Origin of the sequence: Corallococcus aberystwythensis, from assembly GCF_003612165.1 — a bacterium.
In the GTDB taxonomy this organism is placed as follows: domain Bacteria; phylum Myxococcota; class Myxococcia; order Myxococcales; family Myxococcaceae; genus Corallococcus; species Corallococcus aberystwythensis.
Genome location: NZ_RAWK01000113.1, coordinates 1 through 21,989, shown reverse-complemented (window position 1 = coordinate 21,989; position 21,989 = coordinate 1). Strand labels below are relative to the sequence as shown.

Sequence of the window (21,989 nt, the reverse complement as noted above, 5' to 3'; positions counted from 1 at the left end):
ACGGCCGGACGCGCTCCTTGAGCGAGGCTCTGGCTTCGTCCAGCTCCACCACCCGGGCGTCCTGGCGAGGAACGAAAGTCGCCTTCCGGCCCGCCCCCATGTCCAACGTCACGACCGGCCGGACACCGCCACAGCCCGATAACGCGACCAGCAGAACGACCCACCACCCACGTGCAAGCATTTGGAGCCCTCTTCCGGCTCCATAGCCTGAACCCAGGCCTGCGACGTCACGCGTGGCGCCGCGAGGACAGCACGGTCAGCGCCACGAGCGCGCTGCCCACGCCCGCGAGGGCCAGCAGGGGCCGTCGCAACCGCGCCCCCAGTGCCTCCAGCGCACCGGCCGTGATCTCCCGGCTCGTGCGCCGCAACAGGTCCTGGTTGCGTGGCGCCTCCCGCCAGTGGAGCTCCTCCTGCGTGAGCGCACTCCCCGCCCCTCGAACGGTCGCGAAGGCGGCGCGCTCGGCGAGTGCCTCCAATGCATGCCCCAGCGCCTCGCCGGATGCCGCGGGGCTGGCGGCCAGCTCTTCGCGCACGCCCGCGGCGACTCCCCTCACCAGCCCCTGCCCTGCCCGCTCCACCAGCCCCAGCAGCAGGCCGGAGTCCTCTCGCAGCTTGCCTTCGACCCCCTCTACCAGCCCCCGGCCCACCTTCGAGGCCACCTCCTCTCCCAGCGGCGCCAGGCCGCGTGCGTCCTCCATGATGCCGGGCAGGGAGTCGTGCAGCTGCTCCGTGGCCGCCTTCACCACGCCCTGGGCCATCACCTGCGCCCGCTCTCCGGGCGTGCGGATCTCATCCGTGCGGGAGTGCGCGAAGCTCACCACCTCGTCGAAGAGATGGTTGAGGCGCACCATGAGGCCATGCAGGGGCAGGCCGCCTTCGTTCCACTCCCGCTCCAGCGCCTTCAGCGCGCCCTCCATGGCCGCCTCCGCGAGCGCATGGGTGGCATCCACCGGCTCCCCGTGCTCGCGCTTGGCGGCCTCGTGCGCCAGGCGGCCCAGCACCGTGAGCACGTCCTGGAGCAGCGTATGCAGCTGCCCGTCGATTTCCGGCACCTCCTTGCGGATCCCATCGGCCGTGCCACGCACCACGCCAGTCGCAATCTCGGTCGCCGCCAGTTGCTGAAGCGACAGGGTCAGGTTGCGAAGCGCCTCGATGGGTCCCTTGCGGCCCGCGATTCCCATCGGCGCACCGGTCCTTCTCCAGGGGGTTCCCCAGGACGGTGTGGACCCATGTCCCTCCAGGCAATGACTTCCAGACACGCCCGCCGCCCGCCACGCTGCTCCCTTCCGGTTGTCCAGAGTCCGGCGCGTCTCCACCCCTGGCCGCAACACAAGACTCCGGAGGGTGCACGCATGGCGACGAAGCCCGCGAAGAAGAAGCCCAACATCCTGGTCATCTTCGGTGACGACATCGGCTACTGGAACCTCAGCGCCTACAACCTGGGCGTCATGGGCTACACGAAGAAGCGAATGGAGACCGTGGACGACGAGTTCATGGCATCCACCCTGGACTTCATCGACCGCGCGAAGCAGGACCAGAAGCCCTTCTTCATCTGGTTCAACACCACCCGCATGCACATCCACACGCACCTGAGGAAGGAGTCCCAGGGCAGGACGGGCTTCGGGCTGTACCCGGACGGCATGGTGGAGCACGACGGCCACGTGGGGCGGCTGCTCGACAAGCTGGATCAGCTGGGCATCGCGGACGACACCATCGTCGTCTACACCACCGACAACGGCGCGATGACGAGCTTCTGGCCGGACGGCGGGATGACGCCCTTCCGCGGGGAGAAGGACACCAACTGGGAGGGCGCATTCCGTGCTCCGTGCGTCGTGCGCTGGCCGGGCGTGGTGAAGCCCGGCACGCAGATCAACGAAATGTTCTCCTCCGAGGACTGGCTGCCCACGCTGCTCGCCGACGCGGGCGATCCGGACATCGTGCAGAAGATGCTCAACGGCCATGACGCCGGGGCCAAGCACTTCCATGTCCACCTGGACGGCTACGACCAGACGCCGCTGTTGTCGGGCCAGGGCGAAACCCGCCGCGACGAATTCTACTACTTCGGCGACGACGGCGAGCTGGTCGCCATGCGCTACAAGCGCTTCAAGCTCGTCTTCGAGGAGCAGAACGCCAAGGGAATCGAGGTGTGGTCGCAGCCCTTCACCACCCGCCGCGTCCCGCTCATCTTCGACCTGCGCGCGGATCCACTGGAGCGCTCCGAGGACTCCGTCGGCTACTTCACCTGGATGTTCGACCGCGCCTTCGTCCTCGTGCCCGCGCAGGCGATGGTGGGCCGGTTCCTGGCCACCTTCCGGAAGTTCCCGTCACGCCAGCACCCGTCCAGCTTCTCCATCGACCAGATCATGGCGACGATGGAGAACGGCGCCGCCCCCGTCCACTGAGGACCGGCTGCGGCGCGGAGGCGGGAGCTACGCCTTCGCGCCGCGCTTCGGCATCAGGTCCTTCCAGAGACCCGAGTACTTCTTCTGGTACTTCGGGTCCTCCTCCAGGGCGATGAGCGAGAAGGCCAGGGGGGGCAGCGCCGGGTCCGGCGTGGCGTCATGCGTCTTCCGCAGGACCTCCAGGATGTCGTAGCGGATGAGCGTCCCGTTCTTCTCCGTGGCGCACTCCTTGAAGCGCTTCTTCAGCTTGTCCGCCACCGCCTTGCGCAGGGCATCGCTCGCGGTGGCCACGCGCCAGAGGCACTGGAGCGAGTGCCGCGCGGTGACGAACTTCTCGTCCTTCGTCGCCGCGATGAGCCGGTCCAGGTCCTTGAGCATCCGCCCTTCGGTGTCGCTCTTGGCCAGGTTCGCCAGCACCTGCGCGGCGATGGCGCGCTGGTGGTTGTCTCCTTCCTTCAGCAGCGCCAGCAGCCCGTCCCAGACCTCGGCGGCCCAGTCCACCTTCGCCCCCGTCACGTCCATGATGTGACGGAAGGAGGCATAGCGGGAGTCCGCGTCCGTGCTGCGCAGGTTGGCGAAGTGGTCGCGGGTGGCCTGGTCCATGGACGGTGTTTCTAATCCAGCTTCGCCAGGAAACACGCCTTGTGCGTCCCGGGAGGATGAGTCATCCAGGGCCCCTTCCCGGAACCTCGCGACATGACCGTCTCCCCTCCCCCGGACGTGCAGGACGCAGCCCCTAACGGCAGGCGCTGGCGCCGCGTCGCCCTGTGGGCCTTGGTGGCGGTGGCGGTGCTGGAGGTCGCAATCAACGTCGCGCTCAACACGGGCGTCACCCAGGCCATCATGGGCCGCGCGACGGACCGCACGCAGCTGACGTGGCAGCGCGCGTGGTGGCTGTGGCCCGTGGGCCGGCTCCACTTGAAGGGCTTCACCCTCACCCAGCAGGACGCGGACGTCTGGTGGAAGGTGGAGGTGGACGCGCTGGAGGCGGGCATGTCGCTCACGGGCCTCCTGCGAAAGCGCGTGGACGTGGACGGCATCGACGGGCATGGCGCCAGCTTCCACCTGGAGCCGTCCGGCGTGCCCGAACAGCCGTCCGGCCCGAACAGCAAGCCCTGGGTCATCCACCTCAAGGACGTCACGCTGCACGAGGTGCGCGAGCTGGACTTCAGCCGCGTGCGCTTCACGGGCGCGCTGGACGTCACCGGCACGCTGAACCTCCAGTCCCGCGAACGGCTCCAGGTGGATCTGCCCTCGGTGCGCGTGGCCGAGGGCTTCATCGACGTGGACGGCAAGCGCGTCGCGAGGCTGGAGGCGTTCGACTCGCGCGCCCTGCTCGACGCGCCCTTCCAGCAGGGCAAGGGCTACGACCTCTCCAAGGCCCTCAGCGGTCAGGTGAAGACGCGCATCGACGTGCTGCCCCTGGATTGGATCAACGACCAGCTGGGCGCGAGCGCCCCCGTGTCCCTGCGCGGCGGCGCCGGAAGGGTGGAGCTGGACGTGCGCATGCAGCGCAACACCCTGGAGCCGGGCAGCCAGCTGAAGGCGTCCGGCGCGGAGCTAGACCTGCGCGCGGGGCCCGTGCGCGCCCGGGCCCCATGGAGCCTGGAAGCCTCCATGCCCCCGGAGCAGCAGGGGCCGCCGTCCGGTTCGCTGCGGCTCGCGTTCGCGCCGGTGCGAGTGTCGGGCGCCAAGGGGAACGACGTGGAGGTGCCGGAGGTGGCCCTCACCGTGCGGGCCCGGAAGCGTGAAGGGCAGCCCGGCCTGGACCTGGAGCCCGCGCTGCACGTGGCGAAGAGCAAGCCCCTGGACCTGCGCGTGCTCAATCCGTGGCTGGGCCAGACGCTCGAAATCGACTCCGGCCACGTGACGGTGCGCAGCGAGGAGCCGTCCAAGAGCGCCAAGGCGCGCAACGCCCTGGAGCTGCGCATGGACACGGACCTCGTCTCCGGACGCATGGGGCAGAACAAGGTCCTCCTGCGCGCGGAGGTGGAGGTGGACGCGAGGCAACTGTCTTGGGACATGACGGACCTGGGCCTGAGCGGGACGACGCTGCGGCTGAGCCAGGTGTCCTCCAACGGCAACGTGCCCATCCGCGGCTGGAGCGGGAACTTCACCCTGCCCCGCGCAAGCCTCACCCTGTCCCCCACGGTGCTGAAGGCGCGCTTCGCAAGCCAGCTCACCGACACGCAGCCCCTGGTCGCGCTGATCACCTCGTCCAAGAAGCTGCCCGGCTTCCTCACCTCGCTGCTCAACATCCCGAAGGTGGAGGTGACGGGCCAGGTGCAGATTGACGAGCGCGGGCTCCAGCTGCGCGAGCTGAAGGCGAAGGGGGACGGCTTCAAGCTCGAAGGCCACCTGGACCTCGTGCAGGGCAACATGACGGGCGCCGTGCTGGCGTCGCTGGGCGCGGTGACGGGCGGCATCGAGCTGCGGCCCGGCAAGCACGACCTGCACCTGATGAACGCAACGGAGTGGTTCAGGGGCCAGCCGGTCCCCCCGTTCCGCTAGGTTCCTCACGGGTGCGGATGGGCCGAGTCGCCGGGGGGCCGCACGTAGGCCGCCACCGTGCCCAGAAGCACGCCCAGGTCCACCGGCTTCTCCAGGAGGCACTTCACGCCCAGGGCATTCATCGCGCGGGTGCCCGCGTCCTGTGAGTACAGGACGATGACCGGGATGGAGGCGAGCGCCGGGTCGTCCAGCTGCCGCAGGCGGAACGACCACGCGTTCATCCCCGGCATCATCAAATCCAACAGGATGAGCGCCGGACGCAGCCCCTCTTTCAGGAGGCGCAGCGCCTGGAAGCCATTTCGCGCCAGCACCACTTCGTGGCCGTCCAGCTCCAGCGCTTCCTTGTAGGCCCGGAGCAGGTCCAGGTCGTCGTCCACCACGAGGATGCAGTTCCACCAGGCCATGCGCCGCACACTCCTGAAGAATCCCCGCCCCGGGTCCTCCAAGGTGTCCACACGCGGAAAGGGGCACCTCGTCCCGCGGTGAGGGGAAGGGGTTTTGCGTGCCCTCGGGCGCGCAACCGTGCGACAAGGCGGGCCGCTGCGACACCCCTGGAGGACGGCATGGCGGAGATGACCTACCGGACGGCGCTGGTGACTGGCGCCTCGAGCGGGCTGGGACGTGGACTGGCCCTGTGGCTGGCGAAGCACGGCGTGCGCGTGTTCGCGACGGGACGGCGGCTGTCACAGCTGCAGGCCCTGGCCGCGGAGGCCCTGGCCGCGGGCGCGGCGGTGGAGCCCGTCGTCATGGACGTCAACCACGCGGAGGCCTCGCAGGAGCGCATCCGCGCCATCGACGCGGAGTGCGGCGGGCTGGACCTGGTGGTGGCGAACGCCGGCATCGGCGGGCCCACGCACGGCAAGCGCATGGACTGGGAGCGCACGCGCGCCATCATCGACACCAACGTCACCGGCGCCGCCGCCACGCTGTGCGCGGTGCTGCCCCAGATGGTGGAGCGCCGCCGGGGCCACGTCGTGGGCGTGTCCAGCCTCGCGGGGCTGCGGGGGCTCGCGGGCCACGCCGCCTACTCCGCGTCCAAGGCCTTCCTCGCCACCTTCCTGGAGAGCCTGCGCGTGGACCTGAAGGGCACCGGCGTCCAGGTGACGTGCGTCTACCCGGGCTTCGTGAAGAGCGAGCTCACCGCGAAGAACAACTTCCCCATGCCCTTCCTCATGGAGACCGAGGACGCGGTGGAGCGCATGGGCAAGGGCATCTTCGCGGGCGCCACGGAGGTGAGTTTCCCCTGGCAGCTGGCCACGTCCATGCGCGTATTGAAGGCCATGCCCAACCCGCTGTTCGACGCCACCGCGCGCCGGCTGAAGTGAGAGAGGAGCCCCGCCCGTGACAACGCCCCCGTCCTTCGCGCAGCGCTTCGCGAAGCTCGCCGACGAGCGCTCCCCCTTCTGCCTGGGCCTGGACCCGTCCCGCGACGTGCTCGCCCGCTGGAACCTGCCGGACACCGCGCAGGGCCTGTCCGACTTCTGCGACCGGCTGGCCGACGCGGCCGGTGACACGCTCGCGGTGGTGAAGCCGCAGAGCGCCTTCTTCGAGCGCCACGGCCCCCAGGGGCTCGCCGTGCTCCAGCGTGTGCTCCAGCGCTTCCGCGCCGCGGGCACCCTCACGCTGCTGGACGTGAAGCGCGGCGACATCGGGTCCACCATGGACGCCTACGCGGAATCGCTGTTCGGTCCGGGCAGCGCGTACGACGTGGACGCCGCCACCTTCACCGCGTACCTGGGCCTGGGCGCGCTGGCGAAGACGGTGGAGCGCGCGCGGGCCCACGGCGCCTGCGCCTTCGTCGTCGTGCGCTCGTCCAACCCGGAAGGCGTGCCCGTGCAGAACGCCGTGGGCGGTGACGGCCGCACCGTGGCCCAGGCCGTGGCGGACGGCCTGCGCGAGCTCAACGCGAAGGCAGGCCCCGGCGTGCTGCCCGCGGGCGCGGTGATGGGCGCCACGCTGCCCCCGGCCGACCGCGACGTGGTGGAGCGGCTGGGCGGCGCGCTGCTGCTCACGCCGGGCATCGGCTCGCAGGGCGCGGGCTTCAACGACTTGCCCAAGCTCTTCTCCGGCCGCGAGCGGCAGGTGCTGCCCACCGCCGCCCGCTCCGTGCTGGAGGCGGGCCCGGACGTGGCCGCGCTGAGGAAGGCCCTGGAAGCACATCAGGCGCCCTCGCGTGCATTCCGCGAAGGCGCCTGAGGGGCACTGCGTTGGGACGGGGCGCGCGGAACGGTTACTGCGCGCCCATCATGAACTGGTCCACGCCGACCTGGTTCTTGTCGGGCACGGCCTCCTTCGGCTCGGTGCCCTTCTTGAAGAACATCAGCTCCGCGCCCTTGGCGCCGGGGTGGGACACCTTGCCCGTCTTCTTGTCGATGTAGAGCCGCGCCAGCTGCATGGACTGCCAGGGGTAGAACTCCGGCTGCGGCCGGCCTTCCAGCGCCCGCTTCATGTAGTTGAGCCAGATGGGCAGCGCCGCGCGGCCACCCGTCTCGTAGCGGCCCAGCGGGTGCGGGTTCAAGTCGTAGCCCACCCACGCCACCGTCACCAGGTCCTTGGTGTAGGCCGCGAACCACGCGTCGAAGGAGTCGTTCGTCGTGCCCGTCTTGCCCGCCGCGGGCTTGCCCAGCTTCTGCGCGGGACCGCCGGTGCCCTGGAGCACCACGCCGCGCAACAGGTGCGTGAGGATGAAGCCCGTCTCCGCGCTCATCACCTGCTCGCCCGGCTCGAAGAGGCGCGCGTAGCCGGCGGCCACGCGGTCCTGGAGCGGCGCCCACGCGTCGTCGAACGCGGTGTGGTCCTCCAGCGTGCGGCCGAAGCGGTCCTCCACCTTGCGGATGAAGTACGTGGGCTTCTTGCGGCCGTAGCGGTTGAAGGTCGCGTACGCGGACGCCAGGTCGAACGGGTACACGCAGGACGAACCCAGCGCCGCGGAGAAGTCCATGTTCATGGGCGTCGTCAGGCCCAGCTTCTTGGACCAATCCGCCATGTTGTGCACGCCCACCGCGCCGAAGGTCTTCACCGCGGGGATGTTCATGGAGTTCACCAGCGCGGTGCGCAGGAGCACGTCACCCACGAACTCCTCGCTGTAGTTGGCCGGCTTCCACGACACCTTGTTGTCCGGGTCGTGCTCCACGATGGGCGAGTCCACGATGATGGTGGCCTCCGTCCACTGCAGCTGCTCCAGCGCCGCCGAGTACACGAACGGCTTGAAGGAAGAACCCGGCTGACGGCACGCCTGGAACGCGCGGTTGAACTCGTTGTCGTCGAAGTCGTAACCGCCCACCATCGCGGTGAGGTACTGGCGATGCGGGTCGATGGACACCAGCGCGCTCTGCGCCTCCGGCGTCTGCTCCAGCCGGAAGAGCTTCACGCCCTCCTCGGGGATGTCCTCCGCGAGCTTCTTGTCCCACTGCTCCCGGTCGTCCGTGAGCTCCTTCTTCACCACGTGGCGCAGCACCACCACGTCACCCACCGCCACGGCCTTCTTGACGGAGGTGATCATGCTCGCCGGGTAGTAGCTCTCCGGGTTCACCTTGCGCGCCCAGCGCATGCCCAGGAGCGGCAGCCGGCCCTGGTGCGGCCCCACCTGCACGTCCGCGCCCTTGCCGTCGTCGTCGATGCGGGTGACGACGCCCACGTAGAGGCGGTTGTCGACGAGCTCTTCCTTGCCCATGGCCTTCTTGGCCTTGGCGATGAAGGCGCTGCGCTCGGGCTCGGTGGCCAGCTGCATCACCGGACCGCGCCAGCCCTGGCGCTTGTCCACGGACATCAGGCCGTCCAGCACGGAGTCCTGCGCCGCGCGCTGCCGCTCGCTGTCCATGGTGGTGAAGATCTTGAGGCCTTCCTTCAGGAGCACGGGGTTGCCGTAGCGGTCCACCACGTCCTTGCGGACCTGCTCCACGAAGTACGGGGCGAACTCGTGGAAGACGTCCTCCACCGGGTACACCTTCACCGGCTCCGCGTTGGCCTGGTCATGCTCCTCCTTGGAGATCATGCCTTCGGTGAACATGCGGCCCAGCACGTACGAGCGGCGCTTCTTCGCGGCCTCCGGACGCAGGAACGGCGAGTAGCGGCTGGGTGCCTGGGGCAGGCCCGCGATGAGCGTCATCTCCCCCAGCGTCAGGTCGCGCACGTCCTTGCGGTAGTAGTTCTCCGCCGCGCTCTGCACGCCGTAGCTGTGGTGCCCGAGGAAGACGTTGTTCAGGTAGAGGTACAGAATCTCTTCCTTCGTCAGCGCCTGCTCCAGCCGGAAGGCGAGGATGGCCTCGCGAATCTTGCGCTTGGGCGTCTTCGCGGTGGCCTCCTTGTAGCCCTCCGCGGAGATGAGCACCGCCTTCGCGGTCTGCTGCGTGAGCGTGGAGCCGCCCTGCACGCCGCCGGCGCGCAGGCCCAGCTTCGTCATGACCGTCTTGGAGACGGCGCGCGTGGTGCCCAGCACGTCCACGCCAAAGTGGTCGAAGAAGCTGGAGTCCTCGCTGGCGATGAACGCCTGCACGAGGCGCTTGGGGATGCGCTCGTAGGGCACCACCTTGCGCCGCTCGTTGTAGAACTCGCCCGCGAGCACGGCGTCGTCGGTGTAGACCTCCGTGACGATGGGCGGCCAGTACTCGTCCACCTTCGGGATGGCGGGCAGCCCGTCGGAGAAGATGTAGTAGGCGCCCACGACGGCGAGCACCGCCGCGGTGGCGCCCATGAGGCCCAACACGGCGGCGAGCTTCATCAAGCGCACGAGGATGTTGCGCTTGGGCGGGACGCCGTCGAGCACCAGCTTGGAGCGGCTGCGGTCAATCTTCGGGTCGGACATGCGTATTCTGTCGAGTCCTGGGCTCAAGGCTTAGAGGAGCGCCGCCCGCTTCAGCACGTCCATCAATTCAGGGGGCATTGGGGTCTCCACGACGACCTTCCTGCCATCCTCGGGGTGCGGAAATTCGATGCGCTCGGCGTGCAGGAACAGACGTTTGAGCCCCCAGCGCGCCCGCACGTCGCGGTTGAAGGCGAAGTCTCCGTACTTCTTGTCACCCGCCACCGGGTGGCCCACGGCGACCAAGTGCCTTCTTATCTGATGCGTGCGCCCGGTCTCGATGGTGCAGGAGAGGAGGGCTGCGTCGCTCGACTGGCGCACGACCTTCCAGCGGGTGACGGCCGCCTGCATGTTCACTCCCCGACGGGCCTTGGACTCGGCCGTCTGCTGGTGCTCGGCGAGCGGCAGGTCGATGACGCCCGAATCCTTGGGCATCTTCCCCTTCACCAGGGTGAGGTAGCGCTTCTTCGGGTGGCCGTGGGTGAAGATTTCCGTGAAATGCACCATCGCCGGGCGGCGCTTGGCCACCAGGATGACGCCGGAGGTCTCCCGGTCCAGGCGGTGGGCGGGTGAGGCGGTGAAGTCATTCCGCGTCGCCTTGGGGCCCAGGTAGGCGCGCACGTAGTCCACCAGGGTGCCCCCGGTGATGCCGCTGCCGGTATGGACGGCCATGCCACTGGGCTTGTCCACGGCCATGAGCCAGTCGTCTTCCTTCAGGATGACCAGCCGGGAGGGGTCTACCGGTGGTGGCGGGGGGGGCGGACGGTCCGATTTCGGACGCTCCGCCAGGGTGAGCTGCTCTTCGGTGCCGCGGATGGTGAGCACGTCTCCTTCGGCAAGCAACTGCTCTGGCTGCGCGCGCTTGCCGTTCACTCGCACCTTCTTGGTGCGGATCATCTTGAAGAGGTGGCTGACGGGGACGTTGGGCATCCGCTTGCGCAGGTGCTTGTCCAGCCGCATCCCGACGGTGTCGGCTTCGATTCGGTACTCGATCATTTGTGCTGGCGCCTGGACCAGACCACACGAATAATTCGCGGTCCATGCCGAAAGCCCCAACTATCGAGAAGCTGCTCCAGAACGGTTCCGCCGAATGGAACAAGCTGCGCAAGTCCGGCCAGGCCCCCACCGGTCAGACGGGCGCCACGTTCACGCAGCTGTTCTCCGCCAACGCGGACCTCTCCGGACTGGAGCTGGTGGGCTCCGAGTGGGAGCGCTGTGACCTGTCGAAGATGAACTTCCGGGACACGGACCTCACCAACGCCTACTTCCACGGGGGCCGCCTGCAGGACTGCGACTTCCGCGGCGCCAACCTGGAGGGCTGTGTCTTCGAGAAGCTCAAGCTCCTGCGCTGTGACTTCACGGGCGCCAAGGGTCTGGACGACCTGGAGATGGACGACGTGGACATGGACCGCGTGACGGGTCTGGACGGCGAGGAAGCCCCGCCGCCCCCGCCCCCGCCGGTGCAGGGCATCACGGCGTTCACCCGGGAGCAGCGCGAGAAGATGATGGGCCAGTCGCACGGTGGCGGCGGCGCGATGGACGGCGCCGGTTCCGCGCACCCGGACGAGCTGCCCCCGTTCCGGCCGCAGGACCCGCCGGGCTCGCTCTTCTTCCGGGCGCTCAAGCACGTGGGCGCTCCCCCGCTCTGGGTGCTGGACGTGCCGGGCCTGCGTCCGCTCCTGCCGCAGCGGCTGCCCCCGGGCAGCTCCCTGGAGACGCTCTACCGCGAGGCGGTGAAGACGCGGCTGGAGAACAAGAAGCCCGCGGCGGACCCCGGCGCGGTGGAGCGCGCGCAGAAGGCGCTGCGCATGGGTGGCAAGGAGGCCAACGTCGCGGCGGTGTACCTGCGCGAGGTGGGCGTGCTGCCCCTGTTCCGCTTCGCCGCGGCGAAGCAGCTCAAGGGCGAGCTGCGCACCGAGGTGGAGGTGGACGACCTCACGGGCTCCATTGATCCGCGCACCACGGGGGCGCTCTTGGAGCTGCGCCTGACGCACGAGGTGGTGGAGCACGTGCACGAGGTGCGCCGCCGGTTGGCCGCCGCGCAGCTGTACTCGTCGCTGCTGGAGGCGGGCTTCAACCCGGAGAACAACTGGGAAGAGGCGCTGGAGTCGGCGGACGCGTCGCTGGAGCTGGCGAACGCGGCCACGGGTGAGGACCGGCAGACGCTGCTGGAGGGCTTCCAGGTGTTCGCGGCCCTGCCGGAGGAGGCGCGGCTGCGCCGCCTGGCGTACCTGGCGGAGTCCGTGTCGAACCTGGAGCTGCTCAGCCGGCTGCCGGAGGGCATGGAGCCGCAGTGGCTGTCGGGCCCGGAAGTGCGCGAGTGCCACGACCGCGAGATGACCTACGTGCAGTCGCTCAAGGCGCAGGACATCCCGGCCAAGGTGCCGGCGCTGGCCAAGGCGGAGCTGGGCGTGCCCGAAGGCGAGGTCCCCGAGGACAGCGACGACGACCTGTTCGTGCACGTGCGCTGCGACGTGTGCGGCAAGGAGAAGCTCATCGTCCAGTCGCCGGAGGCGTAGGCACCTCCGTCACGGACGTGAAGCACGGCAGGGCCCGGTCGGATGCGCTGAAAGGCGCTCCTGCCGGGCCTGCTGCTTTTCAGCCCACGGCTTCCGACTCCGACGGCGCGGAGGGCAGCGAGTACGTCACGGGCGGCGGCAGCATCACGCGCACCTCGTCGCCCGCGCGGATGAGGCCCGGGCGCTCCACCCAGCCCACCAGCCCGCGCTTCTGCCACGCGGCCTTCACGAAGCGGCCCGCGAGCCCCTTCATGTCCGGGTGGTGCGCTTCAATCACACGGCCCGGCTGCACGCAGGGGAGGTTCTCCCCTTCCATCACCAGCGTGGCGTCCTCCGGGAAGAACAGCCGCGTCCCCGGCGGCAGGTGCGTCAGCCGGGGCACCCCCACGAGCTCCAGGTTCGCGCCCAGCCAGGACGCCAGCACGTGCGGAACGCCCAGCGTGCGCGCGACTTCAATCATCTCCTCGCGCGACACCACGGAGAGCTGCCGGGTGTTGCGGATGACGGTGCCCTTGGGGAACCAGGGCACGCGCACGTCCGCCTTGCGCGTGAGGCCCGCGTGGCGGTCCCCCTCGATGCCCGCGAAGTCGACCTTCACTTCGGGCACCTCCCGGGTGACGAAGCGCTTGGGTTCAGCGTCCGTGCACAGCAGCACGTTGGCCAGGTGTCCGGTCAGCGAGGGAGCAGGAGTGGGCATATCGGGCGCCCGTTCCAACACGCCGACGCGGCAAAATCAAAACAGGGTCATCTGCTGTGGCTTGCCCAGCGGCCGAGCGTCCGTGCCCGCGTCCCGCAGCGCCTGCGCCAGCTCCTCCGCGAAGCCGTGGCAGGTGATGACGTCCCGCGCGCCGGTGTCCTTCACGTAGCGCATGAGGGACGGGAAGTCCGCGTGGTCCGACAGTGGGAAGGCCACGTCCGCGCCGTAGCGCCGCGCGCCGCCCGGGTCCATGGCCCAGCCGGTGAGCACCGCCGTGGCCCGGGGCCAGTGCGGCGCCAGGGCCCCGCCCCGCGCCAGGTGCGGCGGGAAGAAGAGCACTTCCCCCGGCTCCACGCGGCCGTCATAGCGGCGCAGGTTCTCGATGGGGACGCCCAGCTCCGCGTACAGCTCCGCGACGTCGAAGATGGACGGGTGCGCGACGAGCATGAAGCCCCGGCCGGCGAGCTGCTTCATCGCCTCCTGGCTCTTGCCCAGGGGATAGCCCAGCAGCACCGGCGTCACGCCCCGGTTGAGCTGCGCGCGCAGCCACGTCTCCACCTGCCCCAGCACCTCCGCGCGCGGCGGGAAGCGGTAGCGCGGGTGCCCGAAGGTGGACTCGATGACCAGCGTGTCGCAGGTCGCGACCTCCGTGGCCTCCGCGGTGAGCGACGGCGCGGTGTTCAGGTCCCCCGTGTAGACAATGCGCTTGCCGTCCGCGCGGGTGACGCGAAGCTGCGCGCTGCCCAGGATGTGGCCCGCGGGCAACAGCTCCAGCAGCAGCGGGCCCAACTCAAAGGGGCGGCGGAAGGGCACGGACAGCGCGGACGCCACCGGCCCCAGCCGGTGCGTCATGAAGCGCAGCGTGGCCTGGGTGGCGATGGTGCTCTCATGGCGGGCGATGTGGTCCGAGTGCCCATGGCTGACGAAGGACAGCGGCGACTTGCGCTTCGCGTCCAGCGACAGGGGCGTGCCCGTCAGGTGCAGGCCGTTTCGTCTCAGCTCCACGCTCATGGGATGGGCGCTGTCTATAGCGCGGCCCGGGCGCTCGCGCTCCCGGCCGGGGCACCCCACCCCGCGCGTCGCATGCTCAGGCGGCGGGCGTGCGGCCCCGTGCTCGCCATCCGTCCCACACCACCGTGCCCAGCTCCGACGCGAAGACGCCCACGACGATGAGCGCGCCGCCCAGCCACTCCCGCATGCCCAGGACCTCGCGGCCCACCGCGACGGAGTAGGCCGAGGCGAACACCGGCTCCAGCGCGAAGATGAGCGCCGCGCGCACCGCGCTGGTGCGTGCCTGGCCCCACGTCTGGACGAGGATGGCGATCGCGCTCGCGAGCACGCCGCAGGTGAGCACCGCCACCACGAGCGGCTGGGTCCACTCCAGCTTGCGCTCCACGAAGGGCAGGCACAGCGCGGACATCCCCGCCACGCCCACCAGCTGCACCGCCACCAGGCCCACCGCGTTGTCCTTCGTGGCGAAGCGCTCCGTGAGCAGGATGTGCCCCGCGTACGCCACCGCGCACCCGATGGACAGCCAGTCCCCCAGGTGCAGGCCGCCCACGTCCCCCGGCAGCGCTTCGCCCGAGGTGGGCCGCGTCAGCCAGTACAGGCCCACCGCCGCCAGCACCACGCCCACGGTGGTGCCCCACCGGGGCAGGCGCCGGAGCAGCACCATGGACATCAGCGGGACGAAGAGGACGTTGAGGCCGGTGAGGAACGCCGCGCGCGACGGCGTGGTGTCCTTCAGGCCCACCGTCTGGAGCGCGAAGCACACGAACAGCACCCACGCCAGCAGCAGCCCCTTGGGGATGATGCCGGGCGCGAACATCCGCCCGCGCGCGATGACCGCCATCACCGCCGCGCCCACGATGAAGCGCAGGGTGAGGAAGGTGAACGGATCCGCGAACGCGAGCGCGTCCTTCACCACCACGAACGTCAGCCCCCAGAAGACGGTGAGGAGCACCAGCGCCCCATCCGCCTGCCACCGCGCACCCTCACGCCCTGCAGCCACCTGGACCACCCTTCCCGGCTCCGGAATCAAGGAATGAAGAAGAACGCCACGCCGAGGATGGCGTAGACGCCCAGCAGCATCACGCCCTCCAGCCAGTTGGACTCGCCGTCCAGCGCGATGAGCGTCGCCGCGCCCGTGCCGATGGCGATGCCCAGCACCTCCATGTGGCTGAACTCCAGCGTCAGGTGCTGGCCCAGCGGGATGGACACCAGCACCAGCACCGGCGCGACGAAGAGGGCGATCTGCTTGGAGGACTCGAAGGCGATGTTGAACGCCAGGTCCATCTTGTTCTTCAGCGCCATCAGGATGGCGGTGGAGTGCTCCGCCGCGTTGCCGATGATGGCGATGATGATGACGCCCACGAACGTGTGCGTGAAGCCGAACGCGGCGATGGCGTCCTCAATCGCGTGCACCAGGAACTCCGCCACCACCACCACGCCCAGCGTGGCGCCCAGGAGGACGAGCGAGGCCTTCTTCGTGCTCCAGACGGGCATCTCCTCCGGCGCGCCGTCCTCCTCGCCCGCGTACAGGTGCGCGTGCGTCCGCAGGGAGAAGAGCAGCGACAGCGCGTAGACGATGAGCAGGATGACGGAGATGGCCACCGACATGGGGAAGATGACCTTGTCCGCGGCGGGGCCTCGCACCGCGTGGAACAGGTCCGGGATGGACATGGCGGTGAGCGCCAGGAACATGATGGCGGAGCCGGACAGGGCCGCCGTCATGTTGAACTTCTGCTTCGGGTACTTCAGGCCGCCCGCGAGGATGGCCGCGCCCAGCACCAGCAGCAGGTTGCCCAGGATGGCGCCGGTGATGGACGCCTTCACCACGTCCGAGTGGCCGGAGCGCAGCGCCGCCAGCGCGATGATGAGCTCCGCGGCGTTGCCGAACGACGCGTTCATCAGGCCGCCCAGGCCGCTGCCCAACTTGTGGGCAATCACCTCCGTGGCCTCGCCCATCAGGCGCGCCAGCGGGACGAGCGCCACCGCGCAGAGCACGAACGTCCACACGCCCGGGAAGAAGAAGTGCGACGCGATGGCCAGCGGGAAGAACACCGCCAAAAGGCCCAGGAACAGGTGGTCGACGTTGAAGCCCCCCTTCGACTCGCCCTCCGGGGACGCGGGCTGGGACGCACCGGGGCTGCCAGGTGAAGCCGGAGGAATGGACGCGGGAGTGCTCACGAAGGGCCTCGCCAGCAAGAAATGCCAGGGGGAACGGGACGGGGGTGCTTTTGGCCCAGGTGACTGGAGGGTGCAACTCCCGCCGGGGCTCAGGCCAGCAGGGGGAGCACCAGCACGACCAGCCGCTTGCTTCCACCCGCCGCGTCCCACTGCTGGTTCGTCGCGGCGGTCAGCGCTTCCGGCGCGGGGCGGAAGCCCAGGCCGGTGAAGGTCCGCAGGGACGCGGTGTTGTCCTCGTCGATGTCCGCGTGGATCCGGTCCGCGCCCTGCCGCTGGATCTCCTCCACCAGGCAGCGCACCAGGGCGGTGGCCACGCCCATGCGCCGCACCCTGGGGGACACCACCAGCGAGCGCACCCAGAAGCCGTCCAGGACCAGCCCCTCCTGGTGGTAGTCGTCCGCCCAGGCGAAGCCGAGCAGGTGCCCCTGCGCGTCGAAGGCGCCCGCCGCCGCCCCCACGCGCCGCTCGGGCGGCAGGCCCCAGCGGTCGCGCAGCTGCCTGCGCAGGAAGGTGCCGGACACCACCAGCCGCTCCGTGGCGAAGGCGAGCAGCGCGTCCAGGTCCTCCGGGCGCACCAGCCTGATTTCCAGCGGGCCCACGAAGTGGCGGCGCAGCGGCTTCGTCCAGCCAGAGAACAGGTCGCGCAGGTGGCGGAACACCGCGCGGGACGCGGGCTTCGTCCACACCCCGGACAGGGTGCGCTGCATGAGGAACAACGCCGGCCGCGTGGGCCGGGGCAGCCGCACCACCCACCGTCCACGCTTGAGCGCGATGATGCGTCCCACCAGTTCCCCACCCGCCACGTCCGTGCCGCCCAGAAGCGACTCCGTCACCCAGGGCTCCGTGGAGAGCACCACCTGCGCGGCAAGCCTTGGCCCGTGCCGCACCAGCGCCACGTCCCCGCGCGCCAGCCGCTCCGGCCCGCAGCGCAACAGCCGCACCGCGTCCCCGCTGCGCAACAGCGGGTAGAGACACCGCCCCATGCCGCGCACCCACAGCCGGTGGCCGAAGGGCAGCGCCGCAAGCAGGTCCGCGAGCTCGGCCGTCGAGACGCCACCAGAGGGCATGACACCCACTCTGTCATGAAGGCGCCTCCAAAACCCGCCCCCGGTGCAGGCCCCGCTTCCGCTTCGTCCGGAACCGGCTATGACGCGGCCCCAGGTCCAGGCCAGGAGGGCCCATGCCGCCGACGATGCCCGAGGGTGACTACGCACCCGTGCCCCGACAGGGGTGGTGGAGCCGCAACTGGAAGTGGGCGGTGCCCGTGGGCTGTCTGGGGATGGTGGGCTCGTGCTTCTGCTTCGCCGCCATCGCCGTGGGCTGGGGCTACACGTCCTTCAAGGACATGGGCGCGTACACGGACGCCATCACCGAGGCCCAGGAGGACCCGCACGTGCAGCAGGCCCTGGGCGGCACCTTCAAGCCGGGCTTCCCCAGCAACACCCAGGTGAGCAGCATCAACGGCCGCACCCACGCGGAGTTCGTCGTCCCGCTGGACGGCCCCAAGGCGGACGGCAAGCTCCACGCCGTGGCGGACAAGAACGGAGAGGCGTGGACCTTCCGCACCCTCTACGTCCAGGTGGAGGACGGCAGCCGTATCGACCTGCTCGACACGGGCGAGACGCTTCCGGAAGACCCCGAGGTGCCTCACGAGCTGGAGCCCGACGAGGCCGAGCCTTCCGAGCCGCCCGCGCAGAAGAAGCAGGGAAACGACAACGACATCGACCTGTAGACGCGACGAAGGGCGCGCCTCCGGGAAGGTTCCCGGTGACGCGCCCTCGGGTGTCACGGCCGGAAGCGGACTACTTCAGCTTCTGGATGCCTTCGCGCAGCGCGGGCAGGACCTTGAAGAGGTCGTCCACGAGGCCGTAGTCGGCCACCTGGAAGATGGGCGCCTCCGGGTCCTTGTTGATGGCGACGATGGTCTTCGAGGACTTCATGCCCGCCAGGTGCTGGATGGCGCCGCTGATGCCCGCGGCGATGTACAGCTTGGGCGCGACGACCTTGCCCGTCTGACCGACCTGCAGGTCGTTGGGAACCCAACCCGCGTCGCACACCGCGCGGGACGCGCCCACCGCGGCGCCCAGCAGGTCCGCCAGCGCCTCGACTTCCTTGAAGTCACCCTTGGTGCCGCGGCCACCGGAGACCACCACGCTGGCCTCGGTGAGCTCCGGACGGGCGCTCTTCACTTCGTTGAAGGACACGAACTTCGTCTTGGAGGCCTCCAGCTTCGGCTGGAAGGACTTCACCTCCGCGGACGCGCCCGCGCCAGCGACCACCGCGAACTCCGTGGCGCGGATGCTGATGACCTGCACCGGCGTGGAGAGCTTCACCTCGGCGAACACGTTGCCGGCCCACATGGGGCGCGTGAAGGTGATGTCCGCGCCACTGCCGTTGATGGCGGTGATGTCGGTGGCCATGGCGGCCTTCAGCCGGGCGGCGACGCGCGGCAGCAGGTCCTTGCCCTGCGCCGTGGAGGCCGCGCCCACGAAGGTGGCCTTCAGCTCCTGCGCCAGGCCCGCGACGACGGGGGCGTAGGTCTCGGCCAGGTAGTGCTCCAGCTCGGGAGCGGCGGCGGTGTGGATGGCCTTGGCGCCGGAGCCCTTGAGCTCCTCCGCCAGCTTGGACGGGTCCTTGGACAAGAGGACGAGGTGCAGCTCGGCGCCGGCCTTGTCGGCCAGCTGCTTGCCAGCGGCGATGGCGTTGAGGGAGGCCTTGCGCAGGTTCCCGTCCGGCTGCTGCTCGGCGACGATGAGGACGATGGACATGGTGTCTGTCTCCGGAATCGTTGGAAGGGTTGGGAGCGCGGTCAGACGACCTTCGCCTCGTTGTGCAGCTTCTCCACCAGGGTGGCCACGTCCGGCACCTTGATGCCGGCCTTGCGCGCCGGGGGCGACGACAGCTTGAGCACCTGGATCTTCGGCGCCACGTCCACGCCCAGGGCCGCCGGGGTCAGCTCCTCGATGGGCTTGCTCTTCGCCTTCATGATGCCCGGGAGGCTGGCGTAGCGCGGCTGGTTCAGGCGCAGGTCCGTGGTGACGATGGCGGGCAGCTGGACCTCCAGGGTCGCAAGCCCGTTGTCCACTTCACGCACCACCTGGACGCTCTTCTTGTCCGCGGACAGCACCACCGCGGGGACCTTGTTCTTCTCCTGGTCGCTCTCCAGCGACTCCACCTTGGAGGCGAACGTGGCCTGGCCCCAGCCCAGGAACTCCGCCAGGTACTGGCCCACCTGGTTCTGGTCGTCGTCGATGGACTGCTTGCCCAGGAGGACGATGTCCGGCTTCTCCTTCTCCGCGACCTTCTGGAGCAGCCCCGCGATGCCCAGCTGATCCAGCGGGCCCGTGTGGTTCACCCAGATGGCGCGGTTGGCGCCCATGGCCAGCGCGTGGCGCAGCTGCTCCTGCACCTCCTTGCCTCCGATGGAGACCACCACCACCTCGCCGGTGTGCTTCGCCGCGAGGCGCAGGCCCTCTTCCACGCCGATTTCATCGAAGGGGTTGATCTTGTACTTCAGCCCCTCCTTCACGATGTCCGAGCCGTCCGGCTTCACCTTGATCTTCGACTCGGGATCTTCCACGCGCTTGGCGGTGACGAGAATCTTCACGGCGGGCTCTCCTCAGTGGGGAGTGTTTGAAAATGGAGGCGCATTGACGCGTCGCGCATCAGGGCCGGAGTAATAGACATCCGTACACGGCGGCGGCAACGGGAAAGCCCCGCCGGGCACAGTTTTGCTTTTCTACCTGAACAGTTCCTTCGCGATGACCAGGCGCTGCACCTGGCTCGTGCCCTCGTAGACCTGGATGAGCTTGGCGTCGCGCATCAGCTTCTCCACGGGGTATTCCTTCATGTAGCCGTAGCCGCCGAAGACCTGGACCGCGTCCGTGGCGACCTTCATGGCCATGTCCGCGGCGAAGCACTTCGCATAGCTGGACTGGAGGGTGTTGCGCTGTCCTTCGTCCAGCACCTGGGCGCTCTCGTAGGTGAGCAGGCGCGCGGCGTGGGTGTTCATGGCCATCTCCGCCAGCATGAACTGGACGGCCTGGTGCTCGCGGATGGGCTTGCCCATGGTGTGGCGCTGCGCCGAGTACTCCAGCGAGTGCTCCAGCGCCGCGCGGGCGATGCCGATGGAGATGCTCGCCGTCAGCGGGCGGCTGTTGTCCAGCGTGGCCATGGCGATCTTGAAGCCCTCGCCCTCTTCGCCAATGCGGTTGGCGGCCGGGACACGCACCTCGTCGAACGTGACGGTGGTGGTGTTGCTGGCGCGCTGGCCCATCTTGTTCTCGTGCTTGCCGGTGGTCAGGCCCTGGGGACGGCCCTCCACGACGAAGCAGGTGATGCCCTTGTGCTTCTTGCCCTTGTCCAGCGTGGCGAACACGGTGAACTGGTCCGCGTAGCCGGCGTTGGTGATGAAGCACTTGCTGCCGTTGAGGACGTACTCGTCACCCTCGCGGCGCGCGGTGGTGCCCATGGCCGCCACGTCGGAGCCCGCGGAGGGCTCCGTGAGACAGAAGCAGCTGAGCTTCAGCTTCTCCCCGAAGGGGGCCAGCAGGCGCTTCTTCTGGTCATCCGTGCCGTGCAGGATGATGGGCAGGTTGGCCAGGTCGTTGGCGATGAGGGACGTGGCCACGCCCGCGCAGCCCCACGCCAGCTCCTCGCAGACGATGACCTGCTCCAGGTGCGTCAGGCCCACGCCGTTGTACTCCGACGGGATGGCCATGTTCAGCAGGCCCAGCTCGAAGGCCGCGGAGATGAGGTCCTTGGGGAAGTCGGAGGTCTCGTCGTAGTGGGGGGCCTTGGGGCGCACCACGTCACGGGCGTACTTGCGCGCGGCGTCCTGCAAGGCGCGCTGGGACTCGCTGAGCTGGAAATCCATGGGGCGGGCTCCGGGAGGGTTGATTCAAATATCAATCCGCTCCCCTGCCATACCGCTCCCAGCCTCCGGGCGCCAGCCTCCGTGAGGGTCCCCCCGTCGTTCCAGGAACACCGGAACGGCCGGGGGGAAGCTTTCGAAGCCCGGGCGCCTACTTGCCGGCGGGCTTCGCCTGCTTGGGGACCTTCTCCCAGTCCGCGAGGAACTTCTGGATGCCCGCGTCGGTGAGGGGGTGGTTCGCCAGCTGGGTGATGACGTTGTAGGGCAGCGTGGCGACGTCCGCGCCCAGGCGCGCGGCCTGGAGGACGTGGACGGGGTTGCGCACGCTGGCCACCAGCACCTGCGTGGTGAAGTCGTAGTTCTGGTAGATCTCCAGGATGTGGGCGATGAGCTCCATGCCGTCCTGGGAGATGTCGTCCAGCCGGCCCACGAAGGGCGACACGTACGTGGCGCCGGCCTTGGCGCACAGCAGGGCCTGGTTGGCGGAGAAGCAGAGGGTGACGTTGGTGCGGATGCCGTCGGCGGTGAGCGCCTTGACGGCCTTCATGCCCTCCACGCCCATGGGAATCTTCACGACGACGTTGTCGTGGATCTTCGCCAGGCCCTGGCCTTCCTTGATGAGCTCCGGGGCCGTCAGCGAGACGCACTCCGCGCTGATGGGACCGTCCACGATGGAGCAGATCTCCCGGATGGTCTCCTCCAGGTTGCGCCCGACCTTGGCCAGCAGTGACGGGTTGGTGGTGACGCCGTCCACGCAGCCCATCTCGTGGGCCTTGCGGATTTCGCCGACGTCCGCGCTGTCGATGAAGAACTTCATGCCGTCCCCTTGGTTTCCGGTGGTGAAGCAGGTTTCCCCGGCCACGGGCGGCCGGGCGGGCAGGCCGTAGCCCAGGCCCCCCCATGCGTCAAGGATGGCCGCCCACGTGACGGCTGGGTTAGAGGTAGCGCCCAGCCATGGCCCGCGCTCCCCGCTCCACCGCCAAGAAGCAGCCCCGCC

At 69.4% G+C, this 21,989-nt stretch carries 20 protein-coding genes; 6 read left to right on the top strand and 14 right to left on the bottom strand.

The genetic code is table 11. The features are described 5' to 3' along the window. Positions 1-227: 227 nt before the first annotated feature. The gene (locus D7W81_RS19715; protein WP_120556930.1) at positions 228-1,181 is read right to left on the bottom strand and encodes a hypothetical protein; all 954 of its coding nucleotides are present in this window, start codon (positions 1,179-1,181) and stop codon (positions 228-230) included. Positions 1,182-1,352: 171 nt separating this feature from the next. Between D7W81_RS19715 and D7W81_RS19710 the strand changes: the two genes are divergently transcribed. Beyond that, a complete protein-coding gene (locus D7W81_RS19710; RefSeq protein WP_120556929.1) occupies positions 1,353-2,402 on the top strand; it encodes a sulfatase-like hydrolase/transferase in 1,050 nt (349 codons plus the stop codon). A gap of 27 nt (positions 2,403-2,429) precedes the next feature. On the opposite strand, the gene D7W81_RS19705 is transcribed toward D7W81_RS19710, so the two are convergent. Next, a complete protein-coding gene (locus D7W81_RS19705) occupies positions 2,430-3,005 on the bottom strand; it encodes a hypothetical protein (RefSeq protein WP_120556928.1) in 576 nt (191 codons plus the stop codon). Between the two features lie 93 nt (positions 3,006-3,098). Here D7W81_RS19705 and D7W81_RS19700 point away from each other — a divergent pair, with 93 nt between their 5' ends. Next, positions 3,099-4,913 (top strand): AsmA family protein, encoded by a 1,815-nt coding sequence (locus D7W81_RS19700; protein WP_120556927.1) that lies wholly within the window; start codon positions 3,099-3,101, stop codon positions 4,911-4,913. 5 nt (positions 4,914-4,918) lie between these two features. Here D7W81_RS19700 and D7W81_RS19695 read toward each other — a convergent pair whose 3' ends face one another. Beyond that, positions 4,919-5,317 (bottom strand): response regulator, encoded by a 399-nt coding sequence (locus D7W81_RS19695; protein ID WP_120556926.1) that lies wholly within the window; start codon positions 5,315-5,317, stop codon positions 4,919-4,921. A 159-nt stretch (positions 5,318-5,476) separates the two neighbouring features. Between D7W81_RS19695 and D7W81_RS19690 the strand changes: the two genes are divergently transcribed. Together D7W81_RS19690 and pyrF are read left to right on the top strand one after the other, a co-directional pair. Further along, on the top strand, positions 5,477-6,238 hold the full coding sequence (locus D7W81_RS19690; protein WP_120556925.1) for an SDR family NAD(P)-dependent oxidoreductase: 762 nt from the start codon (positions 5,477-5,479) through the stop codon (positions 6,236-6,238). A gap of 16 nt (positions 6,239-6,254) precedes the next feature. Beyond that, on the top strand, positions 6,255-7,109 hold the full coding sequence (pyrF, locus tag D7W81_RS19685) for an orotidine-5'-phosphate decarboxylase (RefSeq protein WP_120556924.1): 855 nt from the start codon (positions 6,255-6,257) through the stop codon (positions 7,107-7,109). Positions 7,110-7,143: 34 nt separating this feature from the next. Here the strand turns inward: pyrF and D7W81_RS19680 are convergent, their stop codons facing one another. Continuing rightward, positions 7,144-9,717 (bottom strand): penicillin-binding protein 1A, encoded by a 2,574-nt coding sequence (locus tag D7W81_RS19680; RefSeq protein WP_120556923.1) that lies wholly within the window; start codon positions 9,715-9,717, stop codon positions 7,144-7,146. Positions 9,718-9,747: 30 nt separating this feature from the next. Next, positions 9,748-10,710, bottom strand: coding sequence for an RluA family pseudouridine synthase (locus tag D7W81_RS19675; protein ID WP_120556922.1), 963 nt, complete (start codon positions 10,708-10,710; stop codon positions 9,748-9,750). Between the two features lie 44 nt (positions 10,711-10,754). Here D7W81_RS19675 and D7W81_RS19670 point away from each other — a divergent pair, with 44 nt between their 5' ends. After that, positions 10,755-12,233, top strand: coding sequence for a pentapeptide repeat-containing protein (locus D7W81_RS19670; protein ID WP_208721374.1), 1,479 nt, complete (start codon positions 10,755-10,757; stop codon positions 12,231-12,233). Positions 12,234-12,312: 79 nt separating this feature from the next. Here D7W81_RS19670 and D7W81_RS19665 read toward each other — a convergent pair whose 3' ends face one another. From D7W81_RS19665 to D7W81_RS19645, 5 genes are all read right to left on the bottom strand, one after another. Further along, the gene (locus D7W81_RS19665; RefSeq protein WP_120556920.1) at positions 12,313-12,930 is read right to left on the bottom strand and encodes an MOSC domain-containing protein; all 618 of its coding nucleotides are present in this window, start codon (positions 12,928-12,930) and stop codon (positions 12,313-12,315) included. A 36-nt stretch (positions 12,931-12,966) separates the two neighbouring features. Further along, on the bottom strand, positions 12,967-13,941 hold the full coding sequence (locus tag D7W81_RS19660) for an MBL fold metallo-hydrolase (RefSeq protein WP_120556919.1): 975 nt from the start codon (positions 13,939-13,941) through the stop codon (positions 12,967-12,969). Positions 13,942-14,017: 76 nt separating this feature from the next. Next, positions 14,018-14,941 carry a DMT family transporter gene (locus D7W81_RS19655; RefSeq protein ID WP_306440900.1) on the bottom strand — a complete coding sequence of 308 codons (924 nt, stop codon included), beginning with the start codon at positions 14,939-14,941 and terminating at the stop codon, positions 14,018-14,020. A 26-nt stretch (positions 14,942-14,967) separates the two neighbouring features. After that, complete coding sequence (gene cax / locus D7W81_RS19650) at positions 14,968-16,119, bottom strand: calcium/proton exchanger (protein ID WP_208721373.1); 1,152 nt, start codon at positions 16,117-16,119, stop codon at positions 14,968-14,970. Positions 16,120-16,208: 89 nt separating this feature from the next. After that, entirely contained in the window at positions 16,209-17,186 is a 978-nt protein-coding gene (locus D7W81_RS19645; protein ID WP_208721372.1) for a GNAT family N-acetyltransferase, read from the bottom strand. Positions 17,187-17,299: 113 nt separating this feature from the next. Here D7W81_RS19645 and D7W81_RS19640 point away from each other — a divergent pair, with 113 nt between their 5' ends. Beyond that, positions 17,300-17,851 carry a cytochrome c oxidase assembly factor Coa1 family protein gene (locus D7W81_RS19640; protein WP_120556917.1) on the top strand — a complete coding sequence of 184 codons (552 nt, stop codon included), beginning with the start codon at positions 17,300-17,302 and terminating at the stop codon, positions 17,849-17,851. A gap of 70 nt (positions 17,852-17,921) precedes the next feature. On the opposite strand, the gene D7W81_RS19635 is transcribed toward D7W81_RS19640, so the two are convergent. From D7W81_RS19635 to fsa, 4 genes are all read right to left on the bottom strand, one after another. Continuing rightward, positions 17,922-18,887 (bottom strand): electron transfer flavoprotein subunit alpha/FixB family protein, encoded by a 966-nt coding sequence (locus D7W81_RS19635; RefSeq protein ID WP_120556916.1) that lies wholly within the window; start codon positions 18,885-18,887, stop codon positions 17,922-17,924. A gap of 41 nt (positions 18,888-18,928) precedes the next feature. Continuing rightward, positions 18,929-19,726, bottom strand: a complete 798-nt coding sequence (locus D7W81_RS19630; RefSeq protein WP_120556915.1) for an electron transfer flavoprotein subunit beta/FixA family protein — start codon at positions 19,724-19,726, stop codon at positions 18,929-18,931. A gap of 132 nt (positions 19,727-19,858) precedes the next feature. Further along, positions 19,859-20,995 (bottom strand): acyl-CoA dehydrogenase family protein, encoded by a 1,137-nt coding sequence (locus tag D7W81_RS19625; protein WP_120556914.1) that lies wholly within the window; start codon positions 20,993-20,995, stop codon positions 19,859-19,861. Between the two features lie 148 nt (positions 20,996-21,143). Further along, positions 21,144-21,809 (bottom strand): fructose-6-phosphate aldolase, encoded by a 666-nt coding sequence (gene fsa, locus D7W81_RS19620; protein WP_120530299.1) that lies wholly within the window; start codon positions 21,807-21,809, stop codon positions 21,144-21,146. Positions 21,810-21,989 lie beyond the last annotated feature (180 nt).